The sequence below is a fragment of the Pseudomonas sp. CC120222-01a genome, assembly GCF_003097235.1.
Classification (GTDB): domain Bacteria; phylum Pseudomonadota; class Gammaproteobacteria; order Pseudomonadales; family Pseudomonadaceae; genus Aquipseudomonas.
The window spans coordinates 1-18972 of sequence record NZ_QEQQ01000045.1 but is presented as its reverse complement, the minus strand read 5'-3'; the positions used below and the strand labels follow the sequence as shown (position 1 = coordinate 18972).

Below are 18972 nucleotides of genomic sequence, written 5' to 3'. Positions count from 1 at the left end.
CTTCATCCGGGGCGAGTTTAAAAGCAGTGACTCGTACATAGCGTTCTTAGGAATGGACCTAAGAGTGATTGATTCTGGGCAAAAAAGTGGCCGCCGTCGCCTCACTAAGCGAGGCTGCTCTGAGATCCGTCGTCTGCTGCATAACGCCGCGATGGCTGCTAGCAGGTCGGCTGCCTGGAAAGAGGTCTACGAGCAACACCGGCGTGCTGGAAAAGCAACGACACAAGCTCTGGTAATCCTGGCTAGAAAGCTCGCACGGGTGGCATTCGCCCTGATGAAAAATCAGGACGAATACGTCACCAAAGGCGGGAAACTGGCTTGTTGAAAACCATAGAATCTCCCACAGGAGCACCACAGGTTTCGAAAGCGGTGCAGTACCTGTGGGAGCGGGCGTGCCCGCGAAAGGGCCGGTACAGACAATAAAAAAGGCCGCACCCTGCAGAGGATGCGGCCTTTTCATTTGAAGCAGCGCGGATCAGTTATCCAGCGCCACCCGCCCGGCAGCTTCACGCTTGCGGTGCACCATCAAGCCCGCCGCCACCACACCAATGCTCAGCAGCGCAGTCGCGATGATCTCGGCACGGTGATCTTCACGCAGCGCCATCACCGCCAGCACGGCAACGATGAAGGCAATGGTCGCCCAGGTCAGGCCCGGGAACAGCCACATCTTGAAGGCGATCTTCTCGCCACGCGCCTCGCGCTGGCTGCGCATGCGCAGTTGCGACACGGCAATCACCAGGTACACCAGCAGGGCGATGGCGCCGGAGCTGGCCAGCAGGAACTCGAACACCTGGGCCGGGGCCACGTAGTTGGCGAAGACGCAGAGGAACGCGGCAGCGGTCGACAGCAGCACGGCCACATGCGGGGTCGCTGCCTTGGTGGTGCGCTGGGCGATGGCCGGGGCGTCGCCACGCTTGCTCAGCGAGAACAGCATGCGCGACGAGGTGTACAGCGCCGAGTTCAGGCAGCTGGTCACAGCGACCAGTACCACGATGTCGACGATCAGCTTGGCGTTCGGCACACCGATACGGCTCAGCACGGTCTGGTAGGAACCCAGTTCAGCCAGCGCCGGGTCGTTCCACGGCACCAGGGCCACGACCAGGAAGATCGACACCAGGTAGAACAGGCAGATACGCCAGATCACCGAGTTGGTGGCGCGGCTGATCTGCTTGCCCGGGTCTTTCGATTCGGCTGCAGCGATGGTGACGATTTCGGTACCCATGAACGAGAACATGGTGGTCAGCATGGCCGCCAACACCGCGCCCAGGCCGTTAGGCATGAAGCCCTGGGTGTCGAACAGATGCGAAACGCCGCTCACCTGGCTGCTTGGCGCCAGGCCGAACATGGCGATGCAGCCAACGACGATGAAGCCAATGATCGCCAGCACCTTGAGCAGGGCGAACCAGAACTCGAACTCACCGTAGTTCTTCACGCTGCACAGGTTGGTCAGGGTCAGCGCCAGGGTAATAAGGAGGGAGAAGGCCCACAGCTCCACGGACGGGAACCAGGCGTGGAGAATGGCCGCAGCGGCGTTGGCTTCCAGCGGAATCACCAGCACCCAGAACCACCAGTACAACCAGCCAATGGTAAAACCGGCCCAGCGGCCAATGGCGCGGTCGGCATAAGTAGAGAACGAACCCGTGTCCGGCGAGGCGATCGCCATTTCGCCGAGCATGCGCATCACCAGTACCACCAGGGTACCCGCGGCGGCGTAGGCCAGCAGCACGGCCGGGCCGGCCGCTGCGATAGCATGGCCGGAACCCACGAACAGACCGGCGCCGATAACGCCAGCAATGGACAGCATGGTGACATGCCGTTGTTTGAGCCCCTGAGCGAGGTCATTGGAATTGTTACCGCTCATTAAAACTACCTTTGTAAGGAGTGGACCACTCCGACTGCGGGAACAGAGCGCACCTGGGGTTGACCTAGGCATCGCTGCAATCGGCGGTTTCCTACTGGCAATAAGCTGGCAATAAGCGCGCCATGTGCTGAATGCATTCGTCAGATTGATGCACCGACCTTTTAACGACGCGGGTTGCAGGGCATTCGGCCAAGCTTTGACCGAAAGGCCGCCAAATCCCCCTGCCGGGTCCAGATTACGGAAATACCCACTTACAAACGCACCAAAGGTGCTCCCCGGTAACACCTTTGCACCAGTGCAACGCATAAAAGCGCAACCCGTAGGTACAACCTTTCACGCCGGTATCCACAGGCCACGGTCGCACCCGCAGCAGCGGGACTGATCCGCAAATGGCCCGCGAATGGTCTAAAACAGCTTCCCAGTGCCGGCCAAAACTGGCACCATCGCGCCTTTTTTCCATCAAGGCTATGGAGCTGGGCGAGACCCTTTGCGGACATCTGCGCGACGTTGCACTGCAACGATGCGACAAACTGCCCCGGCAACGCCTTGAGCCCCCTGCGACCCTGTTGGCCGTCATATTGCCGCTATGCTAGCGTGGCGCTCGCCAGGAAGGCCGCCAACAGCTGGGAACGCACCCGATCACATGAGGACCGCACATGGCCCAGGCCACGCCCGCGCTGGAAATCCGCAATCTGCACAAACGCTACGGCGAGCAGGAAATTCTCAAGGGCATTTCGCTAACCGCGCGCGACGGTGACGTGATCTCCATCCTGGGGTCGTCCGGCTCCGGCAAGTCCACCCTGCTGCGCTGCATCAACCTGCTGGAAAACCCGCACCAGGGTGAAATCCTCGTTGCCGGCGAAAGCCTCAAGCTCAAGGCCGCCAAGAACGGCGACCTGATCGCCGCCGACAACCGCCAGATCAACCGCCTGCGCAGCGAAATCGGTTTCGTCTTCCAGAACTTCAACCTGTGGCCGCACATGTCGATTCTCGACAACATCATCGAGGCGCCACGCCGCGTGCTCGGCCAGAGCAAAGCCGAGGCCATCGAAGCCGCCGAAGCCCTGTTGAACAAGGTCGGCATCTACGACAAGCGCCACAGCTACCCCGCCCAGCTTTCCGGTGGCCAGCAACAGCGTGCTGCCATCGCCCGCACCCTGGCCATGAAGCCCAAGGTCATCCTGTTCGACGAACCGACCTCGGCGCTCGATCCGGAAATGGTCCAGGAAGTGCTTAACGTTATCCGCGCACTGGCCGAAGAAGGCCGTACCATGCTGCTGGTGACGCACGAGATGAACTTTGCCCGCCAGGTGTCCAGTGAAGTGGTCTTCCTGCACCAGGGCCTGGTTGAAGAGCAAGGATCGCCGCAGCAGGTCTTCGAGAACCCGACCTCGGCGCGTTGCAAGCAATTCATGTCCAGCCACCGCTAACGGAGCAATACATGCACACTTACAAGAAGTTCCTCCTGGCAGCCGCTGCCACCCTGGTGATGTCGGCAAACGCCATGGCCGCGGAAAAACTGCGCATGGGTATCGAAGCCGCCTACCCACCGTTCAACAACAAGGATGCCAGCGGTAACGTCGTCGGCTTCGACAAGGACATCGGCGACGCCCTGTGCGCCAAGATGAAGGTCGAGTGCTCGGTGGTCACCTCCGACTGGGACGGCATCATCCCGGCCCTGAACGCCAAGAAGTTCGACTTCCTGGTGTCGTCGCTGTCGATCACCGACGAGCGCAAGCAGGCCGTCGACTTCACCGACCCGTACTACTCCAACAAGCTGCAATTCATCGCGCCGAAGAATGTCGACTTCAAGACCGACAAGGCTTCGCTCAAGGGCAAGACCATCGGCACCCAGCGCGCCACGCTGGCAGGCACCTACCTTGAAGACAACTTCCCGGATGTCAACGTCAAGCTCTACGACACCCAGGAAAACGCCTACCTCGACCTGGTTTCCGGCCGTATCGACGGCATCCTCGCCGACAAGTACGTGCAGTACGAGTGGCTGAAAAGCAAGGACGGCATGAACTACGAGTTCAAGGGCGAACCGGTGATGGACAGCGACAAGATCGGCATTGCCGTGCGCAAGGGTGATACCAAGCTGCGCGACGATCTGAACAAAGCCCTGGCAGAAATCAAGGCTGACGGTACGTACAAGAAGATCAACGACAAGTACTTCCCATTCAGCATCGAATGATCCGCCCTGACCTGCGCGCCCCAGCGGCGCGCAAGTCCCTAGAATGACCTGCCCATGAATATCGACCTGCACGGATTCGGTCCGGCCATGATGGCCGGCACCCTGATGACCGTAAAACTGGCGCTTTGCGCCCTGCTGCTGGGGCTGGTCCTGGGCCTGCTCGGCGCCCTGGCCAAGACTTCCACGATCAAGCCGCTGCAATGGCTTGGCGGCTTCTACTCGACCCTGGTGCGCGGCGTGCCCGAGCTGCTGTGGGTCCTGCTTATCTACTTCGGCACCGTCGGCCTGATGAACAGCCTCGGCGAAGCCCTGAACATGCCCGGCCTCGAATTGAGCGCCTTTGCCGCGGGTGTCATCGCCCTGGGCCTGTGCTTCGGTGCCTACGCCACGGAAGTGTTCCGTGGTGCGATCCTGGCGATCCCCAAGGGCCACCGTGAGGCCGGCCTGGCACTGGGCCTGTCCCAAGGCCGCATCCTGTCGCGGATCATCCTGCCGCAGATGTGGCGCATCGCCCTGCCGGGCCTGGGCAACCTGTTCATGATCCTGATGAAGGACACCGCGCTGGTGTCGGTGATCGGCCTGGAAGAAATCATGCGCCACGCGCAGATCGGCGTGACCGTGACCAAGGAGCCGTTCACCTTCTACATGGTCGCTGCCTGCATCTACCTGAGCCTGACCATCATCGCCATGACCGGCATGCACTTCATGGAAAAACGCGCCGCTCGCGGCTTTGCGAGGGCCGAATAAATGAACTGGGAAGTCATCATCAAGTGGCTGCCGCGCCTGGCCCAGGGTGCGACCCTGACCCTGGAGCTGGTGGCCATCGCCGTGGTTGCCGGGTTGATCCTGGCCATCCCGCTGGGCATCGCCCGCTCCTCGCGCCACTGGTACGTGCGCGCCGTGCCGTTCAGCTACATCTTCTTCTTCCGTGGCACGCCACTGCTGGTGCAGCTGTTTCTGGTCTATTACGGCCTGGCGCAGTTCGACGCAGTACGTTCCAGCTCGCTGTGGCCGTACCTGCGCGATCCGTTCTGGTGCACGGTGCTGACCATGACCCTGCACACCGCCGCCTACATCGCCGAGATCCTGCGCGGTGCGCTGCAGTCGATCCCCAAGGGCGAGATCGAAGCCGCCCGGGCGCTGGGCATGTCGCGGGGCAAGACGCTGTTCTACATCATGCTGCCACGTGCCGCTCGCATCGGCCTGCCGGCGTACAGCAACGAAGTGATCCTGATGCTCAAGGCCAGTGCCTTGGCCAGTACCGTGACCCTGCTGGAGCTGACCGGCATGGCCCGCACGATCATTGCCCGGACCTACCTGCCGGTGGAGATCTTCTTCGCGGCCGGGGTGTTCTACCTGGTGATCTCGTTCGTGCTGGTGCAAGGCTTCAAGCTGCTGGAGCGCTGGCTGCGCGTGGACGCCTGCCAGGGTCGTTGAAACTCTCACTGCCGTCTTCGCGGGCACGCCCGCTCCCACAGGTACTGCGCTATACCTGTGGGAGCGGGCGTGCCCGCGAAGAGGCCCCCAAAACCACCACCCACCTCAAGCCCAGCCCCATGTCCACCTACCTCCACAGCCACCACCTGCAAGACCGCTTCCAGGCCCTCGACCAGTTCCTGACCGAGCACCAACCGCTGTGGAAACCCCGGCCCTTCACCGCCCTGCGCCTGGACTGGGAAACCGAATACCCCGACCTCGCCGCCCACCTGCGCCAATGCTCACTGGCCGACGCCGAAGCCGACATCACCCCACAAGCCCTGCCCGCCCCGTTCCCGCAACTGGCCGCGCAAGCCGAACAGCTGTCAGCCCTCGGCGAACTCCCCGACACCGGCCTGCCCACCGCCGGCCACCGCCTCGACGTCGCCGTACCCGGCCGCAAATGGCAGCAGATCGAAGCCTTCAGCCGCCGCCTGGGCTTTCGCGAACACACCCGCCACTGGCTGGATTGGTGCTCCGGCAAAGGCCACCTCGGCCGCCGCCTGCTGCAACCCGGCCAGCAACTCACCTGCCTGGAATACAACCCCGAGCTGGTCGCCGCCGGCCAGGCCCTGAGTGATCACCATCACCTGCCTGCGACCCACGTCCACCAGGATGTGATGGCTGCCAGCAGCACCCAGCACCTGAACCACGAGAAAAGCGTGGTCGCCCTGCACGCCTGCGGCGAACTGCACGTGCACCTGCTGCGCCAGGCCAGCCAGCAAGGCTGCCGCCACCTGGCCGTGGCCCCTTGCTGCTACAACCGCATCCCGGGCGAGCACTATCAGCCGTTATCCACAGCCGCGCAGAACTCGTCACTGCAGCTGAGCATGATCGACCTGGGCCTGCCGCTGAACGAAGCCGTCACCGCCAGCGCCCGCGTGCGCCATCAACGCGACTGCTCCATGGCCCGGCGTCTGGGCTTCGACCTGCTGCAGCGCGAACAGCGCCAGTGTGATGAATACCTTTCCACCCCTTCGCTGCCGATCGCCTGGCTGGACAAGCCTTTCGAGCAGTACTGCCGTGAGCTGGCCGACCTGCGCGGTGTGGCGTTACGCGGTAACCCGGACTGGGCCGCGCTGGAGGCCGCCGGCTGGCAGCGCCTGGCCGAAGTACGCAACCTCGAACGCCTGCGCAACCTGTTCCGCCGCCCATTGGAGCTGTGGCTGGTGCTCGATCGCGCCCTGTTCCTCGAAGAACAAGGCTACGACGTTCGTTTGGGCACTTTCTGCGACTACCCGCTCACCCCACGCAACCTGTTGCTACTGGCCGAACGTGACCGTTAGCCGCAGCACAACCTGTGGATAAGTCTGTGAACAAGCTTTTGATGACTGGATGGAGCCAAGCGCTATTTCAAGCGTTTGGCTTATTCCAGCATGGGCCACAAGCCCAGTAAAAACAGGCGTTTGCGCAAAGACCGGCGGTACGCAGAAGCGGCATGCCTTTCGCGCACGGCGGCAATGCCTCTTGTGCATAAACAAAAATTCGATTAGGCAATGGGCCCCCTGTGGAAGCGGGCGTGCCCGCGAAAGGGCCCCTGAATCAATGCACCTTGTTCTTGGCAATCTCGATATCGTTCATCAGCGCTTTGGCCAGGGCCAGCAGATAATCCGCAGCGCCCAAAAGCTTATGGTCGTCCTCCATATCCCCCTCGCGCACCAGGTGTTTGATATAGCCGAGCAACACCGACACATGTTCGTAGGCATGGTCGATCGGGATACCCGGCTGCACCCGTAGCAGATCCACTGTCGGGTTTCCTGCTTCCAGGAAGGTTTCGACGCCTGCCGTGACGATGGTATTAGTGGTATCACTCATGCGCCTGGCCCTCCTTCATCGCTCATGCTCGCCAACGCATGCTGGAACAGGATCAGTGCCGATTCGGCCGCAAAGGCGGCGTTGGCCAGCGTGTTCAAGCCAGGCTCGCCGGCGTGGAGACGGCAGTGTTCATCGATGGTTTCGGCGACACCGCGGATGAGCTCCGCGCCATGGGTGATGGCATCTTCGGAGGAGATGTCGCTGTGGACGGAGAAATAGGGGGTTTGGATTAATAGATGGGGTGGATCGGGTACGATCTTTTTCATGGCAAAACTCCTTATTCCAAAGAAAGGAGCCGCCATCCGAATCTTTCTCACGGATTAGGGTGGCAGCCTTACGCGGGGTGAGAAACCGAGGGAATAAGGAAGCTCGGCCAGACCGAAGTCTGCCCGCGTATGGCCGCCATGAAAGGCTACCGATTATTCGCCTCGGGTTCTCACACCCGGTCGCCGAAACGACCGGGAAACGTTATCCCCAAGGCGCTTGTCAGCCAACAGCGATAGTTCAGTAGCGCGCGTAGGATAATTCCCAAATACCTCAATCCTGAAGCATTTGGTCTCAAGTTCAGAATTTCCTCACAAAATCACCACGATCCCTGTGGGAGCGGGTTCACCCGCGAAGAGGCCCGACGGTGTATCATCCGCCCCCCAAATCATTAAAAAGCTACGTCGCACGCTGCCCGCCAGCCCTGCGACCGTCTGGCGTTGCGCCAGAATCGACAATGGACTAACGGACTAAACCATCGTGACCCAAGCCAAACCCCTTGCCCTGCTGGCCTTCACCCTGACTCTGGGCGCCTGCGCCAGCGATCCTGCCCCGCACCCTGCCAGCAACCTGGACTGGAACACCCCCGGCATGCAGCTGGGCGGCGACAACGGCCTGCCCCTGCGCGTGGAAAGCCCCTGCCGCAAGCGCGGCTGCGACAACGACAAGCTGTTTTTCAACCCCGGCAAGACCGAGCCGAGCGTCAACACCATCCACCGCGGCTGGTAAGAAAATATCCTTTTGGGCCGGTGACTTAGGCTATTTGCACGCTTTCGCAAGGAAGTGGTTTACAGGCGCCAACCGATCGTTATAATGACGCCCCATTGCCGGTATAGCTCAGATGGTAGAGCAACTGACTTGTAATCAGTAGGTCCCGGGTTCGATTCCTGGTGCCGGCACCATTCAAGGTTCCATAGAAAGCTTTCAAAATCTCTGGAACCCCCGAAAAACCCGCCTTCTGGCGGGTTTTTTCGTTTTGGCGTTCCGTCGGATTCCGAGGGTAGCCAGCGCTAATAAGGGTAGTTTTAAGGATAGAGGTCCGTTTCGATACCGGAGACTACCCTTATGGCCCGCACCACTGCCCCGCTTACAGACACCGCCTGCCGCACGGCAAAGCCCAGAGAGCGCGAGTACAAGCTCTTCGACGGCGACGGTCTTTACCTGCTTGTGCAACCCAACGGCCGCAAAGGCTGGCGGCTCAGGTACGTGAAACCCGATGGCCGCGAAGGCCTGACCGCTCTTGGCAGCTATCCGGTGGTCGGGCTGGGCGACGCACGCCGCAAGCGCTTCGAGATCAAGCAGCAGCTCGCCAACGGTATAGATCCCATCCAGTACAAGCAACAAACCAAGACCCAAGCCGTGATCAACGGCCGCACCTTCGAAAGCGTTGCGCTCGACTGGTATGCGAGCATGGTGCCGAAGTGGGCGCCGGGCCACGCTAAGACTGTGCTCAGCCGGTTGAAGACTCACGTATTCCCTTTGTTAGGTGCCAGGGCAATCGTTGAGTTAGACACCCACGACCTCATGCAGCCACTGGAGGCTGTGACGAAGCGCGGCACCATCGACGTGGCGCTCAGGATCAAGAATTACCTGCAAAGCATCATGCGTGAAGCCAAACGGCTGCGACTGATCACGGCGAACCCGGCTCACGACCTTGATGGCTCGATCAAGACACCACGGGTAACTCACCGACCCGCACTACCCTTATCGCGGCTGCCAGAGCTACTGGCATGCATTGAGGATTACAGAGGTCGCCCGCTCACGCGCCTTACCGTGATGCTATCGCTGCATGTATTCGTACGCTCCAGTGAACTGCGCTTCGCCCGCTGGAACGAGTTCGACCTAAAGCGCGGAATCTGGGAAATCCCCGACACCCGCCCGGCGCTGGACGGTGTGCCCTTTTCCACAAGGGGTACAAAGATGGCCGGGGATATCCACGTTGTACCCTTATCGCCGCAGGCAGTGGCATTGCTTGAGCAGATCCACGCGATCACCGGCAAGTTCGAGCTGGTGTTCGCGGGGGATGCCAAGCCGTGGAAACCGATGTCCGAGAACACGGTGAATGCCGCGCTCAGGACGATGGGCTACGACACCAAGGTGGATATCTGCGGCCACGGGTTCCGAGCCATGGCGTGCAGTGCGCTGGTCGAGTCTGGGCTGTGGTCGGAGACGGCCATCGAGCGGCAGATGAGCCACAAGGAGCGCAACAACGTGCGCGCCGCCTATACCCACAAGGCCGAGTTCCTCGAAGAGCGCCGGATGATCATGACCTGGTGGAGCCGGTTTCTGGAGGCAAACCGCGAGGAGCATGTCACCCCGCATGAGTTCGCCAATCAGTCAGGTGAGAACGTCACGCGCCTTCGCAGTGCCAAGAGGACCGAGTAACCCGCCGCACCACCACCTCAACTAGCTGTGAAGTTACCCACAGCACCGCATGAAGCTCCTCCGCGCGGGTCCTTTCAAACGGGGCTGCAAAGCCGCCCCGTTTGAAAGGACCATACCTAGGAAAAAAACCGCTGGCACAGCGTACGTCTGTGGAAAACCACAGATGTCCACCGGGGGATAGTTTTATCCACAGGCGCTAAATCCCTGAAATCGCTTTGCTTGACGAACATTGTCCACAGGCGTAGACCGGGAGTTGCAAGCGCTGTCGATGACAGCACCCTAGGTGGCCCGAACCTTAAAGGTCACGCCGCTCCCGCGGTGGTTCTTCCCAAGGGCGATTCGCATCCGGCAGCTCGCCCGGTCACTACCCATGTGATGGATGCTCTTACACATAAAGCGCTCGTGCGCCAGATGCTCCGTACCTCGCTGCCCTGCAGCAACCTATCCGCTTGGCCGAATACTCCGCCAACCTGTGCCCGTCTCTTTTCCTGAAAAGAGACGGGCACTTCTACCACTGCTGCAGCCCTGATCGCACATGGCTTTGCGGCATTCCCCCTCGTGACAATCAGCGTGATAAACGCCGATGTCACCAGCAACAGCGCTGTAGATGATGGTGCCGCAGACCAAGGAATGGACTGCACCTGACTGACAGTCAGGCACGCCCCGGTCATCGCATTGCTGCTTGCACATGGCTCAGGATCTCGCGGCACTGGTCTCGTCAGCCAATGCAGCCTCCACCCGCCCACCGGTAACGGTGTTCAGGAGGCCAGATCATGAGATGCCCGTGCTCCCGGTCGTAAGGAGCCGCCAGTCCCGCGTAGAGGACACTCCCCACAGGTCGCAGGGGCCTTGATCCCTGATAACACTCAGCATTCTTGGCGGGATGACGTGGGGCTGGGATCAGAGAACATCAGAAGAGGTGACCGACATGGCACTGGTGGGTAGGCGTGACGGCCGCAATTTCGGCTACGGCAGGCAATTGAGTTACGCAGGACCTCAGGCGTTGAAAGACATGTTCGGCGGTGGCCACTACGGCACGGTCAAGGCGCACAGTGATCGATGGTTGGCATTCGTGAGGTGGTGCCGCTCCGAACAGGGGCCCGGCATCAATGATGCGCGGCAGATTGATCGCAAAGTGTTGGCCGACTACGCGGCGTATCTGCGTGAAGTGGTTAGGCGCGGTGACCTCGCCATCAGCACCGCACAAAACCGGCTATCCAGCGTTAACAGAACCATGGCGGCGCTTCGCGGTGATCAGTATGTGAAATTGCCCAGCCCGAGCAAGGCGTTGGGTATGCAGCGCACCGGGGTGCGACGCTCGGTGCCGCAGGGCCAAGACCGCGAACAGGTTAAGCAGATTGTCTATGCACTTTGCAGTCGTGATCATCTGCGGGCCGCCGCGATCGTTCTGTTGGCGCGAGCTACCGGCATGCGCTTGCGTGAGGCCATCTTGGCTGACTTGCCACGGCTAAGCCGTGAGGCTAACGGCCTAGGCAAGATCAATATTCAGGATGGCACCAAAGGCGGCCGCGCTGGCGCCTCGGCGCCACGATGGATTACGGTGGACGACCATGTTCTAGGTGCACTTGGGTTTGCTCGGCAGGTGTCGCCTGCGGGTAGCCACAACCTGATTGCGTCCAACGAAAGCTACCTGAATGTTCTGCAAGAAATCATCCGCCCTGCACGGGACACCCTTCATGCACACAATCTCAAAGGCTTACATGAGCTACGAGCGGCGTACGCATGTGAGCGCTATAAGCAAATCACCCAACATCGCGCGCCTATCAATGGAGGCCAATGTTGCCAGGTAGATAAGAACCTTGATCGTGAAGCCCGACGGCAAATCAGCTATGAACTGGGGCACGGTCGAATCGACGTGGTCGCTGCCTATGTCGGAGGGCGAACATGAGTAAGCCGTTCGATATGGAGCTGTTTTTAGCAGGAGTGCTAACAGGGTCCCACACAACCCGAAAACGCCATCTTCGGCAGGCAAAGATTATTCAGGCCGAGATTGCACGACGCTGGCAGCGAGAGACGCCTTGGATGTGGCAGAGGAAACACATGGTTTGGTTTTTGGAAAAGCGACTGAACCAACGTAGTGAAGCGACCAGATATTACTACGTGCTGACGGCTCGGTTACTCGCTCAACGTCTAGACAAAGCGTGGAGTTTCGACCTCTGATGCTAGATCTTTATAGTCAAGACCGACAGCAATTGCCCCATCACTACAATTGTCAGAAGGAGGAGGCACCATCAAAATATCACACACTGTTAGAAATTACTGATCAAAAGTCGTCTAAGGTATATCAAAACAGCCAATTATAAATAGGGCGTGTGTGAACCACATAATAGACAGAGCACCAACAAAGCATTGCAGCATCCAGCACAAAAATAGTTGCCACTGCGAAGTACTGCCACCATATTCTGTCGTCAACTGACTTGAGATCTTCGGTGTATGCAGCAGGGTTACCTTCAAAACGTTTCTCGAAAATCTTCCGCTGCCGGTTTACCTCGGACTCAATAGTGCGTAGTGTCGCACGTTGATTTACGAGAAACCCCACGAGTAACACGCAGAAGATAAATACTCCTGCAAAAATTGCGGTATTGGCAGCGAACTGTGCGTCCAAGGAGCGAGTAACTTTTAACTGGCTCAGCGCAACAAAGGTAGCAATGGGTATCCCAAGCACTTGGGCCTGGATATCAGAAATGGCCTTGTGAACCTTAGTTATAGCGTCGACTTTAAATGAATGGACTTCCGCGACTGCTTTATCGTAAGTATAATCCGACGCAAATATACTGTAACTGGCCTGCAGGCGCTGGTATAGCTCGTTAATATTGTTAACCAGATAAGAGAAACGATCTTTTTCCGGAGTAAGCGCCAACATCTCGATAAGATTTTCACCCAGCATTTGCACCTTTTGCTCATGATGGTAGCGATCCAACACGAAATTTTCAAGTCGCTCAAATGCTGAAAAATCTAGACAATTTACGTCTTCTTCGCCGTATATAACCGGCACAAGAAAGCGGCCATTCTTGTAGAAAATCAATTCCTCTCTTTGTGTATCGAGGTAATGTGCAGAGTTCGCAAGTAGCTTAACGAATCTTAAGACTTGGCGGTATCGATTGACAACCACAAGCGCGGGCTGATCTATTGAGCAAAAGCGCTCCGCGATCAGGTAGTAATTGTCTCTTTCCTTGACGCGCGCGCCTGTGGTGGTAGTTAGATACGTCGCGAAGTTAGGGGCAAGGATGCCGAGCCCAACGCGAGGTTGTGAAACGTCCAACGAAAAGGTGTCACCCAAGTTAATTCGAGTATAGTCACCCTGGATAACAGTTATACCCGATTCGTCAGCATTATTCTCATCCACCGCTTGGGCGAGAGAGCTCTGCAACAGCTCATTGGTTATGCTGATAATTTGGTTACCATCATCAGAGCTTTCAATCGCCCTGTAGATTGGAACCAAATCAGAAAACCTAATCCTCTTCGCCATCTTGGCTGACTTCCATTCGTAAGCGTGCTAGCAATTCGTTCGGCAATTTTTTGATTACGAGTGCCTCAGATTCTGTATCGAACTCAATCTCGCCATTGCTCAGGGCTGCACGATCGAACGTGATTCGCCAATTTTTGGAACCACCTGTAAATTTGACAAGGCTACGCAGTGAGCGTTTATCTGGAATGAATCCATCTGATATGTCGAGCCCGGAACCTTCGAATACATCGCTCAAGTCCTCGGGTGACTCAGGCCACAGTTCATTCGCAAACGCTTTAACCTCAAATGGCAGGTCCTTATCCGCGTAGCGCTTGCATATTGAATAGGCGCTTCTCAGGAATTCTTCTCGCTGATTTTCGGACATTTCTTTGGACTGAACAAATTCCTCCAAAGCTTTTCCAAGCTTTTGTGTTTCCAAGACAGCGGCTACAGAGTTGTTACAGCCCAGGAAAAGCTTGAAGAAGTCGGAAACTTTATCCTGTCCACGCCCCTTAATAAAACTCAGATACTTATCAGCACCCTCAGCCCAACTTGAGAGATTCACCCTACCAGCCAAACGGAAGCCTTTAATGTCAAGATGAAGGGCGTCCACCACTTCTTTTGATTTATTTAGTGCCGCGCCTAGCTCATCATTCAAAATTGCAACAATGAAAAAGTCAGTTTTGTCTGTAACGCGCCTAAAGTGGGCAAAAAAGACGTGCCCCCCCGTTGACGCTGTACCCTGAACCGACTTCCTCAAGCTCTTCGCCATGTTCAGAGTCGTGGAAACAAAGTCGCTACTACCCTTTTGAAAATAGTCTTCTAAGAATTTTGAGACTGGATAGTTTTCAGCGTCCTCTTCGAAACGACCGTGCGATTTACCAGTTTTGGCTGCATAAATTTTGGCCAGTTGATCGATCAGGCGCTGGACAGTTTCTCCGACCTCCAAAACTTCCTTACGATCATCCACGACAAAGCCGCCGTCGCCTTTATTAACGGTATGAACGATAACATTAACAATCTCGTTATCGAGTAAAGCGTCAGAGACCATCTGGGCCTCATCACGACCATCCGCCATCTTCAATCCCTATGCATTTTGACCCACAGAGCCCCGAACGGAAGGGCGAGAGCACTGTCCATCCGTTGAACGCGTAGCATAGGCTGGCATTTTGATGGCCGCAAGCACCTATTCACTGGCCTGTAATCTGTCAGCCTTTGGCTAGATAGTTGCAAGCAAGCTGAAAATACGCCCTATCCCGTATTTATTTTGGCATAAGCTTAGCGCTGTCGCAGCCGGAGCATAATCCGGAACCTGGGCGAACGGCCCCGTTGTCCCTCAGAATCCGCTAGACAACCTCCAGTGGCTTTACTATGTATCAGATGCCCCTCAACCCGTCGTGCGGGAGCATGTTTTTTCTCGCTCCAACGTCCGAGTTGATGAGAGTACTAATTGCAGCGAAGGTAATTATGATATCCGCTAGAACAGTATAGATCTACAAACGTCGGTTCCTTCCTCTGAGTACTGCCAAAACCTTAGCAAACCTCAAAAGATGCAGATCTGGAGCCCCTGAGAAATTAGCGGCAACTTGTATGCAATTCTACTATCCTAGATATATCCGACCTCAGAGACCTTTTATGATAACCGTGATGTTTAATTTTTAACATAAACTCATCATCGCGATGTTCCCCGTTTAAAATTGCTCTTTCCACCAACCTTTCGCTCCAGTAGTCTCCTCGAGACAGCCTAGCCCAATTTGTCATTCCACCTCTTGCGATGTCAATAGTCTCTGAGAGCACTGCGTAACACGCTTTCTGGGCTAGATCAGAATCGAATTCAAAGTTGACTCGATCTGAATCATTAGTCGAATTCCTGTACAGATATTTACCTTCCCTTAATAGAAGCATTATATCTATCTGGCCGCGGGTTAAACCACAGGCCTTTAACGCATCCAGATAGCCAAAACTGTAAATCCCCTCTGCGGCATTTTTGCAATATACGCAAGTCCTTAAAGCAACATACAGCACATCACACAGCCAAAGTTCCCCCAAAGCACAATCAGGAAACCACTCCAAGGTAGTTAGGAAGCTTTCTGTACTTCTGTATAGACTGCGAACCTGTCTAGCAGAAGGGCGAAATCCGCGAAACTCTTCTAGTAAAGCTTCGTCCCCACCAATAAAAACACCATCCACATCCAAGTGCGCTAGAAACAATGAGCCTTTGGAGCGCATTCGTCGAATGGTTTCGACAGAATAAAATGTTATCTCACCATATTGATGAATGAGACGGGTAAAATCAGGCGACTCTTCCGACCAAATGCAGATCATGTCTACATCACTATTAACGTTAGCGTCGCCTCTAGCTGTAGATCCGCACTGAACAATGGAGAATGCCACTACTTTACTATCCTCTTCACAATGATTGCGGTGACAACTGCGCACCAAGCAATAGATAAAAGAAGCAGAACAATTGTAATAGCGAGAGGTAAAACCTCATGGCGGGGAGTAATCTCACCATACCCAACAGTCGTCAGCGAAACAACAGTAAAGTACAGAGCCTCAAAAAAAGTTCCGTTTTCAGAAACTATTTTATCGTCAAGAATCCACGCAAATCCGAAAATAGAAGCCACTGTCACTACAAGGCTATTTTTAATGCCATAGCCGTAACCCAACAGATAGTCAAATAGCAATGCTTTTAGAAAGCTATAAATAGCTGGCCTATCCCCATAAAGGTACTGATATCTCCGATAAAATTGAAACCTCCGATCCGCACGCATGGCAAATTCTTCTTGATGCATGGTTTTGGAGTTATTATACAGCGATTGAAATAGACCTGAATTGACATTAGCGCGAATCCAGTGCCATTTTTTAGAAAAATGGAAGGTAGCAGGATCAACGTATGTATCTTTGAATTTAGCCTTATAGAAGAAACACTCTCGGAATTCGCAGTCGTGGAATTCAGTCCCTAACAACACGGCGCCGTTGAATGAGCAGTTTAGGAAAGTGCAATCTTGAAACGTAAAATTTTCTATTACTTCATGTGAGAACAAACATTTTAAAAAAGTTTTTCCTGAGATCTGCCTTTCCTTTGGAGTTATTGACTCAAAACTAAAATTAATGAAAGACAAAGAAATCTCAGCAGAGTCCGGCAGGCTCTTAATGGATGTGCGCTGAGTAATCACTTCAGAAACACCAAAGGTTCTGATTTCCCTGGGAACAATCCAGTCCCTGAGTTTTTTGATTACCTTCACCACTATCCCATTGAGCATTTATTCAACTCCATTACTTCAAATTCCATTTTGCCCCCTCCGAGATCGCCTAAAGTCATGAGTCTTCAAAAGCGTGTAACAAGTTGTTGACGCAGGGAAGCCCCAAAAAACAAAACTGAGTGGGCTGGCGACACATCCCTCAGTCAACCACACACGTATGCAGAAAACCATCTAGAGATCTCCTCGGAAGGCCTCCGTGACAACGTCTTTCCGACGATGCGGTGCGCATCATGTCTTCGCGGAAAAGGCTTCCAGATAGGGGCCTCCTGTGACTCATTTGTGGCGCCACACCGAGCACACTGGCCAGTTTCCTAGAGTCAAGCGAGGGCCATAGGATAGCTTTAGAGATAGCACCGCACACCACAACAAATAAAAATATTGTAAATCATATATTTATATGGTTTTTCGACTCCTGGTGCCACCATACGCAATACTCAAAAGGCTCACCGAAAGGTGGGCCTTTTTTGTTTTCAGTGCACTGCATCCGCGCACTCACCATGCTCCGATACGAACACCAATCAGCGCCAACAGGTTAGCGGATAGTCTGAACGCTTCGCGATCGGTGTGGGAGCTGGCTCGCCTGCGATGGGCTGCAAAGCAGCCCCAGCAATCTTGACCTGCACACAGACCGAATTGACGGATCGCCATCCCAGCTCAAAGACAAATCCATCGCAAAAAAACGCTTTGACTCGCCACCCAGAGGCCGCTACGATTTTATCGTAAATTTTAGATATCCCTACTGAGGCCAGCCCATGGCGCTTCAATTCCACGAAAGCCCCTTCCACGCCACCCATGATGCCGACACCGCCAGCAAGATGGCCTTGAAGATGGACCTGTCGATCTTCATCACCGACTGCATCAAAAAAATGGGTCTCAAGCAGCATGATGCGGCGGTCAGGCTGAACGTCACCCAATCCCGCATTTCCGAGCTGGCAAATGGCAAGATCGAAAAATTCACGCTGGACGCCATGATGGACATGCTCGACAAGCTCGGCTTTCGCACCAGCCTGACCTTGCCCTCGAACGATGCCGGCTCCCCTCCGCAGATCGTCATCTCTCAAACGCCTGGCAACTAGACCCGATACCCCATCTTGCGAAGCTCGTGCTTGAACTCCTTCATCCGGTCTTCAGCAACCTGCATCGCATGCCGGTCGGACCTGTTGGTCGTTTTCACAAACGAATGCAGCACTACGACCATGTCCGCAAATTTGGCCACATACACGCAGCGAAATGCAGGGCTGCCGTTGATGATGAGCTCTATCGCACCCGCCCCCACCGACTCCGTCAGCGATTTGATCGGCCGCTCGGGGTCCTGGCCATATTGAATACGGCGCAGGTCTTTGCCGAAGTCGTCCTGAACATCCTGCGGCAGATCCTTGTACTCACGCTCAGCGGCTGCACTCACAAACGCAAACTTTCTCAACGGTCTACCCAAAAAGGAAAGGCTGTAATCGTGGACGGCAGAAATGCCGGAGAAGGACGAATTTAGCGCAGTCGACTGCCGTGGACGGGGATAGAAATGTTTCGGGATATCAGCCTGAAATATGATGTTTCTTACACATACTTAGCTCGCGTTAGCCTTACTTGAGCAGATCCACGCGATCACCGGCAAGTTCGAACTGGAGTTCTCGGGGGATGCCAAGCCGCCTGATACATCTGCTCCGTTACTGCCATCTTCGCCACATCGGCTCTCCTTGAGAAAAGTCGTCTGATCTTATTCGCAGACGCACATGATGGCACTCTTACCATCATCGGCTGGTGCTAGCCCTGAGATTCGTGGTTTTGTTGTGGTCGTTCGAGCTGGGCTATTTACCACTGGGAAGGCTGCAATTTGTGGAAACCAGCGTGGAACCACCGTCTGGCCACCTCAACATTTCTCAACATGCAGGCCGCCCCAGTTCGCGCCGGCGCCGCGGACCAATGTAGTGGTCAACTCATCCCGGACACGGTTTTGAGTTTTTCTTCAGCTTTTGCCGGAGCCAGTCCATCGTTGAATTGATGGGGTCGGATCCAGTTGTAGTGGCTCATCAGGTACTGGCTAATGTCTCGTTGAGCTTGCTGCCCGGTCAGGTAGCCCGTGGTCGGTATCCACTCTGATTTCAAGCTGCGAAATACTCGCTCCATCGGCGCGTTATCCCAGCAGTTGCCTCGGCGGCTCATGCTCTGGCGCATACGGTAGCGCCACAGTCTCTGCCGGAACTGACGGCTGCCATATTGCGAGCCCTGGTCGGAGTGGAACAGC

General features: G+C 56.0%; 20 protein-coding genes and 1 tRNA gene. 12 read left to right on the top strand and 9 right to left on the bottom strand.

The window, feature by feature from the left end:
* The coding region (locus N430_RS28825; protein WP_146232707.1) for a transposase at nt 1-325 on the top strand (325 nt) is incomplete at its 5' end.
* Nucleotides 326-475: 150 nt separating this feature from the next.
* On the opposite strand, the gene gabP is transcribed toward N430_RS28825, so the two are convergent.
* On the bottom strand, nt 476-1861 hold the full coding sequence (gabP, locus tag N430_RS28820) for a GABA permease (protein ID WP_110639981.1): 1386 nt from the start codon (nt 1859-1861) through the stop codon (nt 476-478).
* 656 nt (nt 1862-2517) lie between these two features.
* On the opposite strand from gabP, the gene N430_RS28815 reads away from it, so the two are divergent.
* The 5 genes from N430_RS28815 to N430_RS28795 all read left to right on the top strand — a co-directional run bounded on the left by N430_RS28815 (nt 2518) and on the right by N430_RS28795 (nt 6817).
* Nucleotides 2518-3291, top strand: coding sequence for an ABC transporter ATP-binding protein (locus N430_RS28815; RefSeq protein WP_085677911.1), 774 nt, complete (start codon nt 2518-2520; stop codon nt 3289-3291).
* 11 nt (nt 3292-3302) lie between these two features.
* On the top strand, nt 3303-4055 hold the full coding sequence (locus N430_RS28810) for an ABC transporter substrate-binding protein (RefSeq protein ID WP_103448624.1): 753 nt from the start codon (nt 3303-3305) through the stop codon (nt 4053-4055).
* 54 nt (nt 4056-4109) lie between these two features.
* Nucleotides 4110-4802: an ABC transporter permease gene (locus tag N430_RS28805; protein WP_103448623.1), complete on the top strand. Its 693-nt coding sequence runs from the start codon at nt 4110-4112 to the stop codon at nt 4800-4802.
* Nucleotides 4803-5492 (top strand): ABC transporter permease, encoded by a 690-nt coding sequence (locus tag N430_RS28800; RefSeq protein ID WP_015268628.1) that lies wholly within the window; start codon nt 4803-4805, stop codon nt 5490-5492.
* Nucleotides 5493-5611: 119 nt separating this feature from the next.
* Entirely contained in the window at nt 5612-6817 is a 1206-nt protein-coding gene (locus N430_RS28795) for a methyltransferase (protein WP_110639982.1), read from the top strand.
* A 256-nt stretch (nt 6818-7073) separates the two neighbouring features.
* Here N430_RS28795 and N430_RS28790 read toward each other — a convergent pair whose 3' ends face one another.
* Nucleotides 7074-7346, bottom strand: a complete 273-nt coding sequence (locus N430_RS28790) for a DUF3077 domain-containing protein (protein WP_110639980.1) — start codon at nt 7344-7346, stop codon at nt 7074-7076.
* On the bottom strand, nt 7343-7612 hold the full coding sequence (locus tag N430_RS28785; protein ID WP_110639979.1) for a hypothetical protein: 270 nt from the start codon (nt 7610-7612) through the stop codon (nt 7343-7345). The genes N430_RS28790 and N430_RS28785 overlap by 4 nt, the downstream gene beginning before the upstream one ends.
* Before the next feature lie 478 nt (nt 7613-8090).
* Between N430_RS28785 and N430_RS28780 the strand changes: the two genes are divergently transcribed.
* The 5 genes from N430_RS28780 (at nt 8091) to N430_RS28755 (ending at nt 12176) form a co-directional block, all read left to right on the top strand.
* Entirely contained in the window at nt 8091-8339 is a 249-nt protein-coding gene (locus N430_RS28780) for a hypothetical protein (protein ID WP_110639978.1), read from the top strand.
* 97 nt (nt 8340-8436) lie between these two features.
* Nucleotides 8437-8512, top strand: a tRNA-Thr gene (locus N430_RS28775).
* A gap of 163 nt (nt 8513-8675) precedes the next feature.
* Nucleotides 8676-9995, top strand: coding sequence for an integrase arm-type DNA-binding domain-containing protein (locus N430_RS28770; protein ID WP_110639977.1), 1320 nt, complete (start codon nt 8676-8678; stop codon nt 9993-9995).
* A 928-nt stretch (nt 9996-10923) separates the two neighbouring features.
* Nucleotides 10924-11904, top strand: a complete 981-nt coding sequence (locus N430_RS28760) for an integrase domain-containing protein (protein ID WP_110639976.1) — start codon at nt 10924-10926, stop codon at nt 11902-11904.
* On the top strand, nt 11901-12176 hold the full coding sequence (locus tag N430_RS28755; RefSeq protein WP_110639975.1) for a hypothetical protein: 276 nt from the start codon (nt 11901-11903) through the stop codon (nt 12174-12176). The genes N430_RS28760 and N430_RS28755 overlap by 4 nt, the downstream gene beginning before the upstream one ends.
* Nucleotides 12177-12300: 124 nt before the next feature.
* On the opposite strand, the gene N430_RS28750 is transcribed toward N430_RS28755, so the two are convergent.
* The 4 genes from N430_RS28750 to N430_RS28740 form a co-directional block, all read right to left on the bottom strand.
* The gene (locus tag N430_RS28750; RefSeq protein ID WP_110639974.1) at nt 12301-13485 is read right to left on the bottom strand and encodes a hypothetical protein; all 1185 of its coding nucleotides are present in this window, start codon (nt 13483-13485) and stop codon (nt 12301-12303) included.
* The gene (locus N430_RS28745) at nt 13469-14542 is read right to left on the bottom strand and encodes a nucleoid-associated protein (RefSeq protein ID WP_110639973.1); all 1074 of its coding nucleotides are present in this window, start codon (nt 14540-14542) and stop codon (nt 13469-13471) included. Before N430_RS28745 ends, N430_RS28750 begins: the two co-directional genes overlap by 17 nt.
* Before the next feature lie 497 nt (nt 14543-15039).
* Complete coding sequence (locus tag N430_RS29385; protein WP_133248885.1) at nt 15040-15858, bottom strand: nucleotidyltransferase domain-containing protein; 819 nt, start codon at nt 15856-15858, stop codon at nt 15040-15042.
* Entirely contained in the window at nt 15858-16730 is an 873-nt protein-coding gene (locus N430_RS28740; RefSeq protein ID WP_110639972.1) for an ion channel, read from the bottom strand. Before N430_RS28740 ends, N430_RS29385 begins: the two co-directional genes overlap by 1 nt.
* A gap of 752 nt (nt 16731-17482) precedes the next feature.
* On the opposite strand from N430_RS28740, the gene N430_RS28735 reads away from it, so the two are divergent.
* Nucleotides 17483-17806 carry a helix-turn-helix domain-containing protein gene (locus N430_RS28735; RefSeq protein WP_110639971.1) on the top strand — a complete coding sequence of 108 codons (324 nt, stop codon included), beginning with the start codon at nt 17483-17485 and terminating at the stop codon, nt 17804-17806.
* On the opposite strand, the gene N430_RS28730 is transcribed toward N430_RS28735, so the two are convergent.
* Both N430_RS28730 and N430_RS28725 read right to left on the bottom strand, forming a co-directional pair.
* Nucleotides 17803-18153 carry a type II toxin-antitoxin system RelE/ParE family toxin gene (locus N430_RS28730; protein ID WP_110639970.1) on the bottom strand — a complete coding sequence of 117 codons (351 nt, stop codon included), beginning with the start codon at nt 18151-18153 and terminating at the stop codon, nt 17803-17805. The genes N430_RS28735 and N430_RS28730 overlap by 4 nt on opposite strands.
* Before the next feature lie 506 nt (nt 18154-18659).
* A partial coding sequence (locus tag N430_RS28725) for an integrase core domain-containing protein (protein WP_165837399.1) occupies nt 18660-18972 on the bottom strand: 313 nt, incomplete at its 5' end.

Bases quoted from the DNA above. Each gene is read 5' to 3' on its own strand.
- gabP (WP_110639981.1), bottom strand. From the start codon at position 1,861: ATGAGCGGTAACAATTCCAATGACCTCGCTCAGGGGCTCAAACAACGG.
- N430_RS28815 (WP_085677911.1), top strand. From the start codon at position 2,518: ATGGCCCAGGCCACGCCCGCGCTGGAAATCCGCAATCTGCACAAACGC.
- N430_RS28810 (WP_103448624.1), top strand. From the start codon at position 3,303: ATGCACACTTACAAGAAGTTCCTCCTGGCAGCCGCTGCCACCCTGGTG.
- N430_RS28805 (WP_103448623.1), top strand. From the start codon at position 4,110: ATGAATATCGACCTGCACGGATTCGGTCCGGCCATGATGGCCGGCACC.
- N430_RS28800 (WP_015268628.1), top strand. From the start codon at position 4,803: ATGAACTGGGAAGTCATCATCAAGTGGCTGCCGCGCCTGGCCCAGGGT.
- N430_RS28795 (WP_110639982.1), top strand. From the start codon at position 5,612: ATGTCCACCTACCTCCACAGCCACCACCTGCAAGACCGCTTCCAGGCC.
- N430_RS28790 (WP_110639980.1), bottom strand. From the start codon at position 7,346: ATGAGTGATACCACTAATACCATCGTCACGGCAGGCGTCGAAACCTTC.
- N430_RS28785 (WP_110639979.1), bottom strand. From the start codon at position 7,612: ATGAAAAAGATCGTACCCGATCCACCCCATCTATTAATCCAAACCCCC.
- N430_RS28770 (WP_110639977.1), top strand. From the start codon at position 8,676: ATGGCCCGCACCACTGCCCCGCTTACAGACACCGCCTGCCGCACGGCA.
- N430_RS28760 (WP_110639976.1), top strand. From the start codon at position 10,924: ATGGCACTGGTGGGTAGGCGTGACGGCCGCAATTTCGGCTACGGCAGG.
- N430_RS28755 (WP_110639975.1), top strand. From the start codon at position 11,901: ATGAGTAAGCCGTTCGATATGGAGCTGTTTTTAGCAGGAGTGCTAACA.
- N430_RS28750 (WP_110639974.1), bottom strand. From the start codon at position 13,485: ATGGCGAAGAGGATTAGGTTTTCTGATTTGGTTCCAATCTACAGGGCG.
- N430_RS28745 (WP_110639973.1), bottom strand. From the start codon at position 14,542: ATGGCGGATGGTCGTGATGAGGCCCAGATGGTCTCTGACGCTTTACTC.
- N430_RS28740 (WP_110639972.1), bottom strand. From the start codon at position 16,730: ATGCTCAATGGGATAGTGGTGAAGGTAATCAAAAAACTCAGGGACTGG.
- N430_RS28735 (WP_110639971.1), top strand. From the start codon at position 17,483: ATGGCGCTTCAATTCCACGAAAGCCCCTTCCACGCCACCCATGATGCC.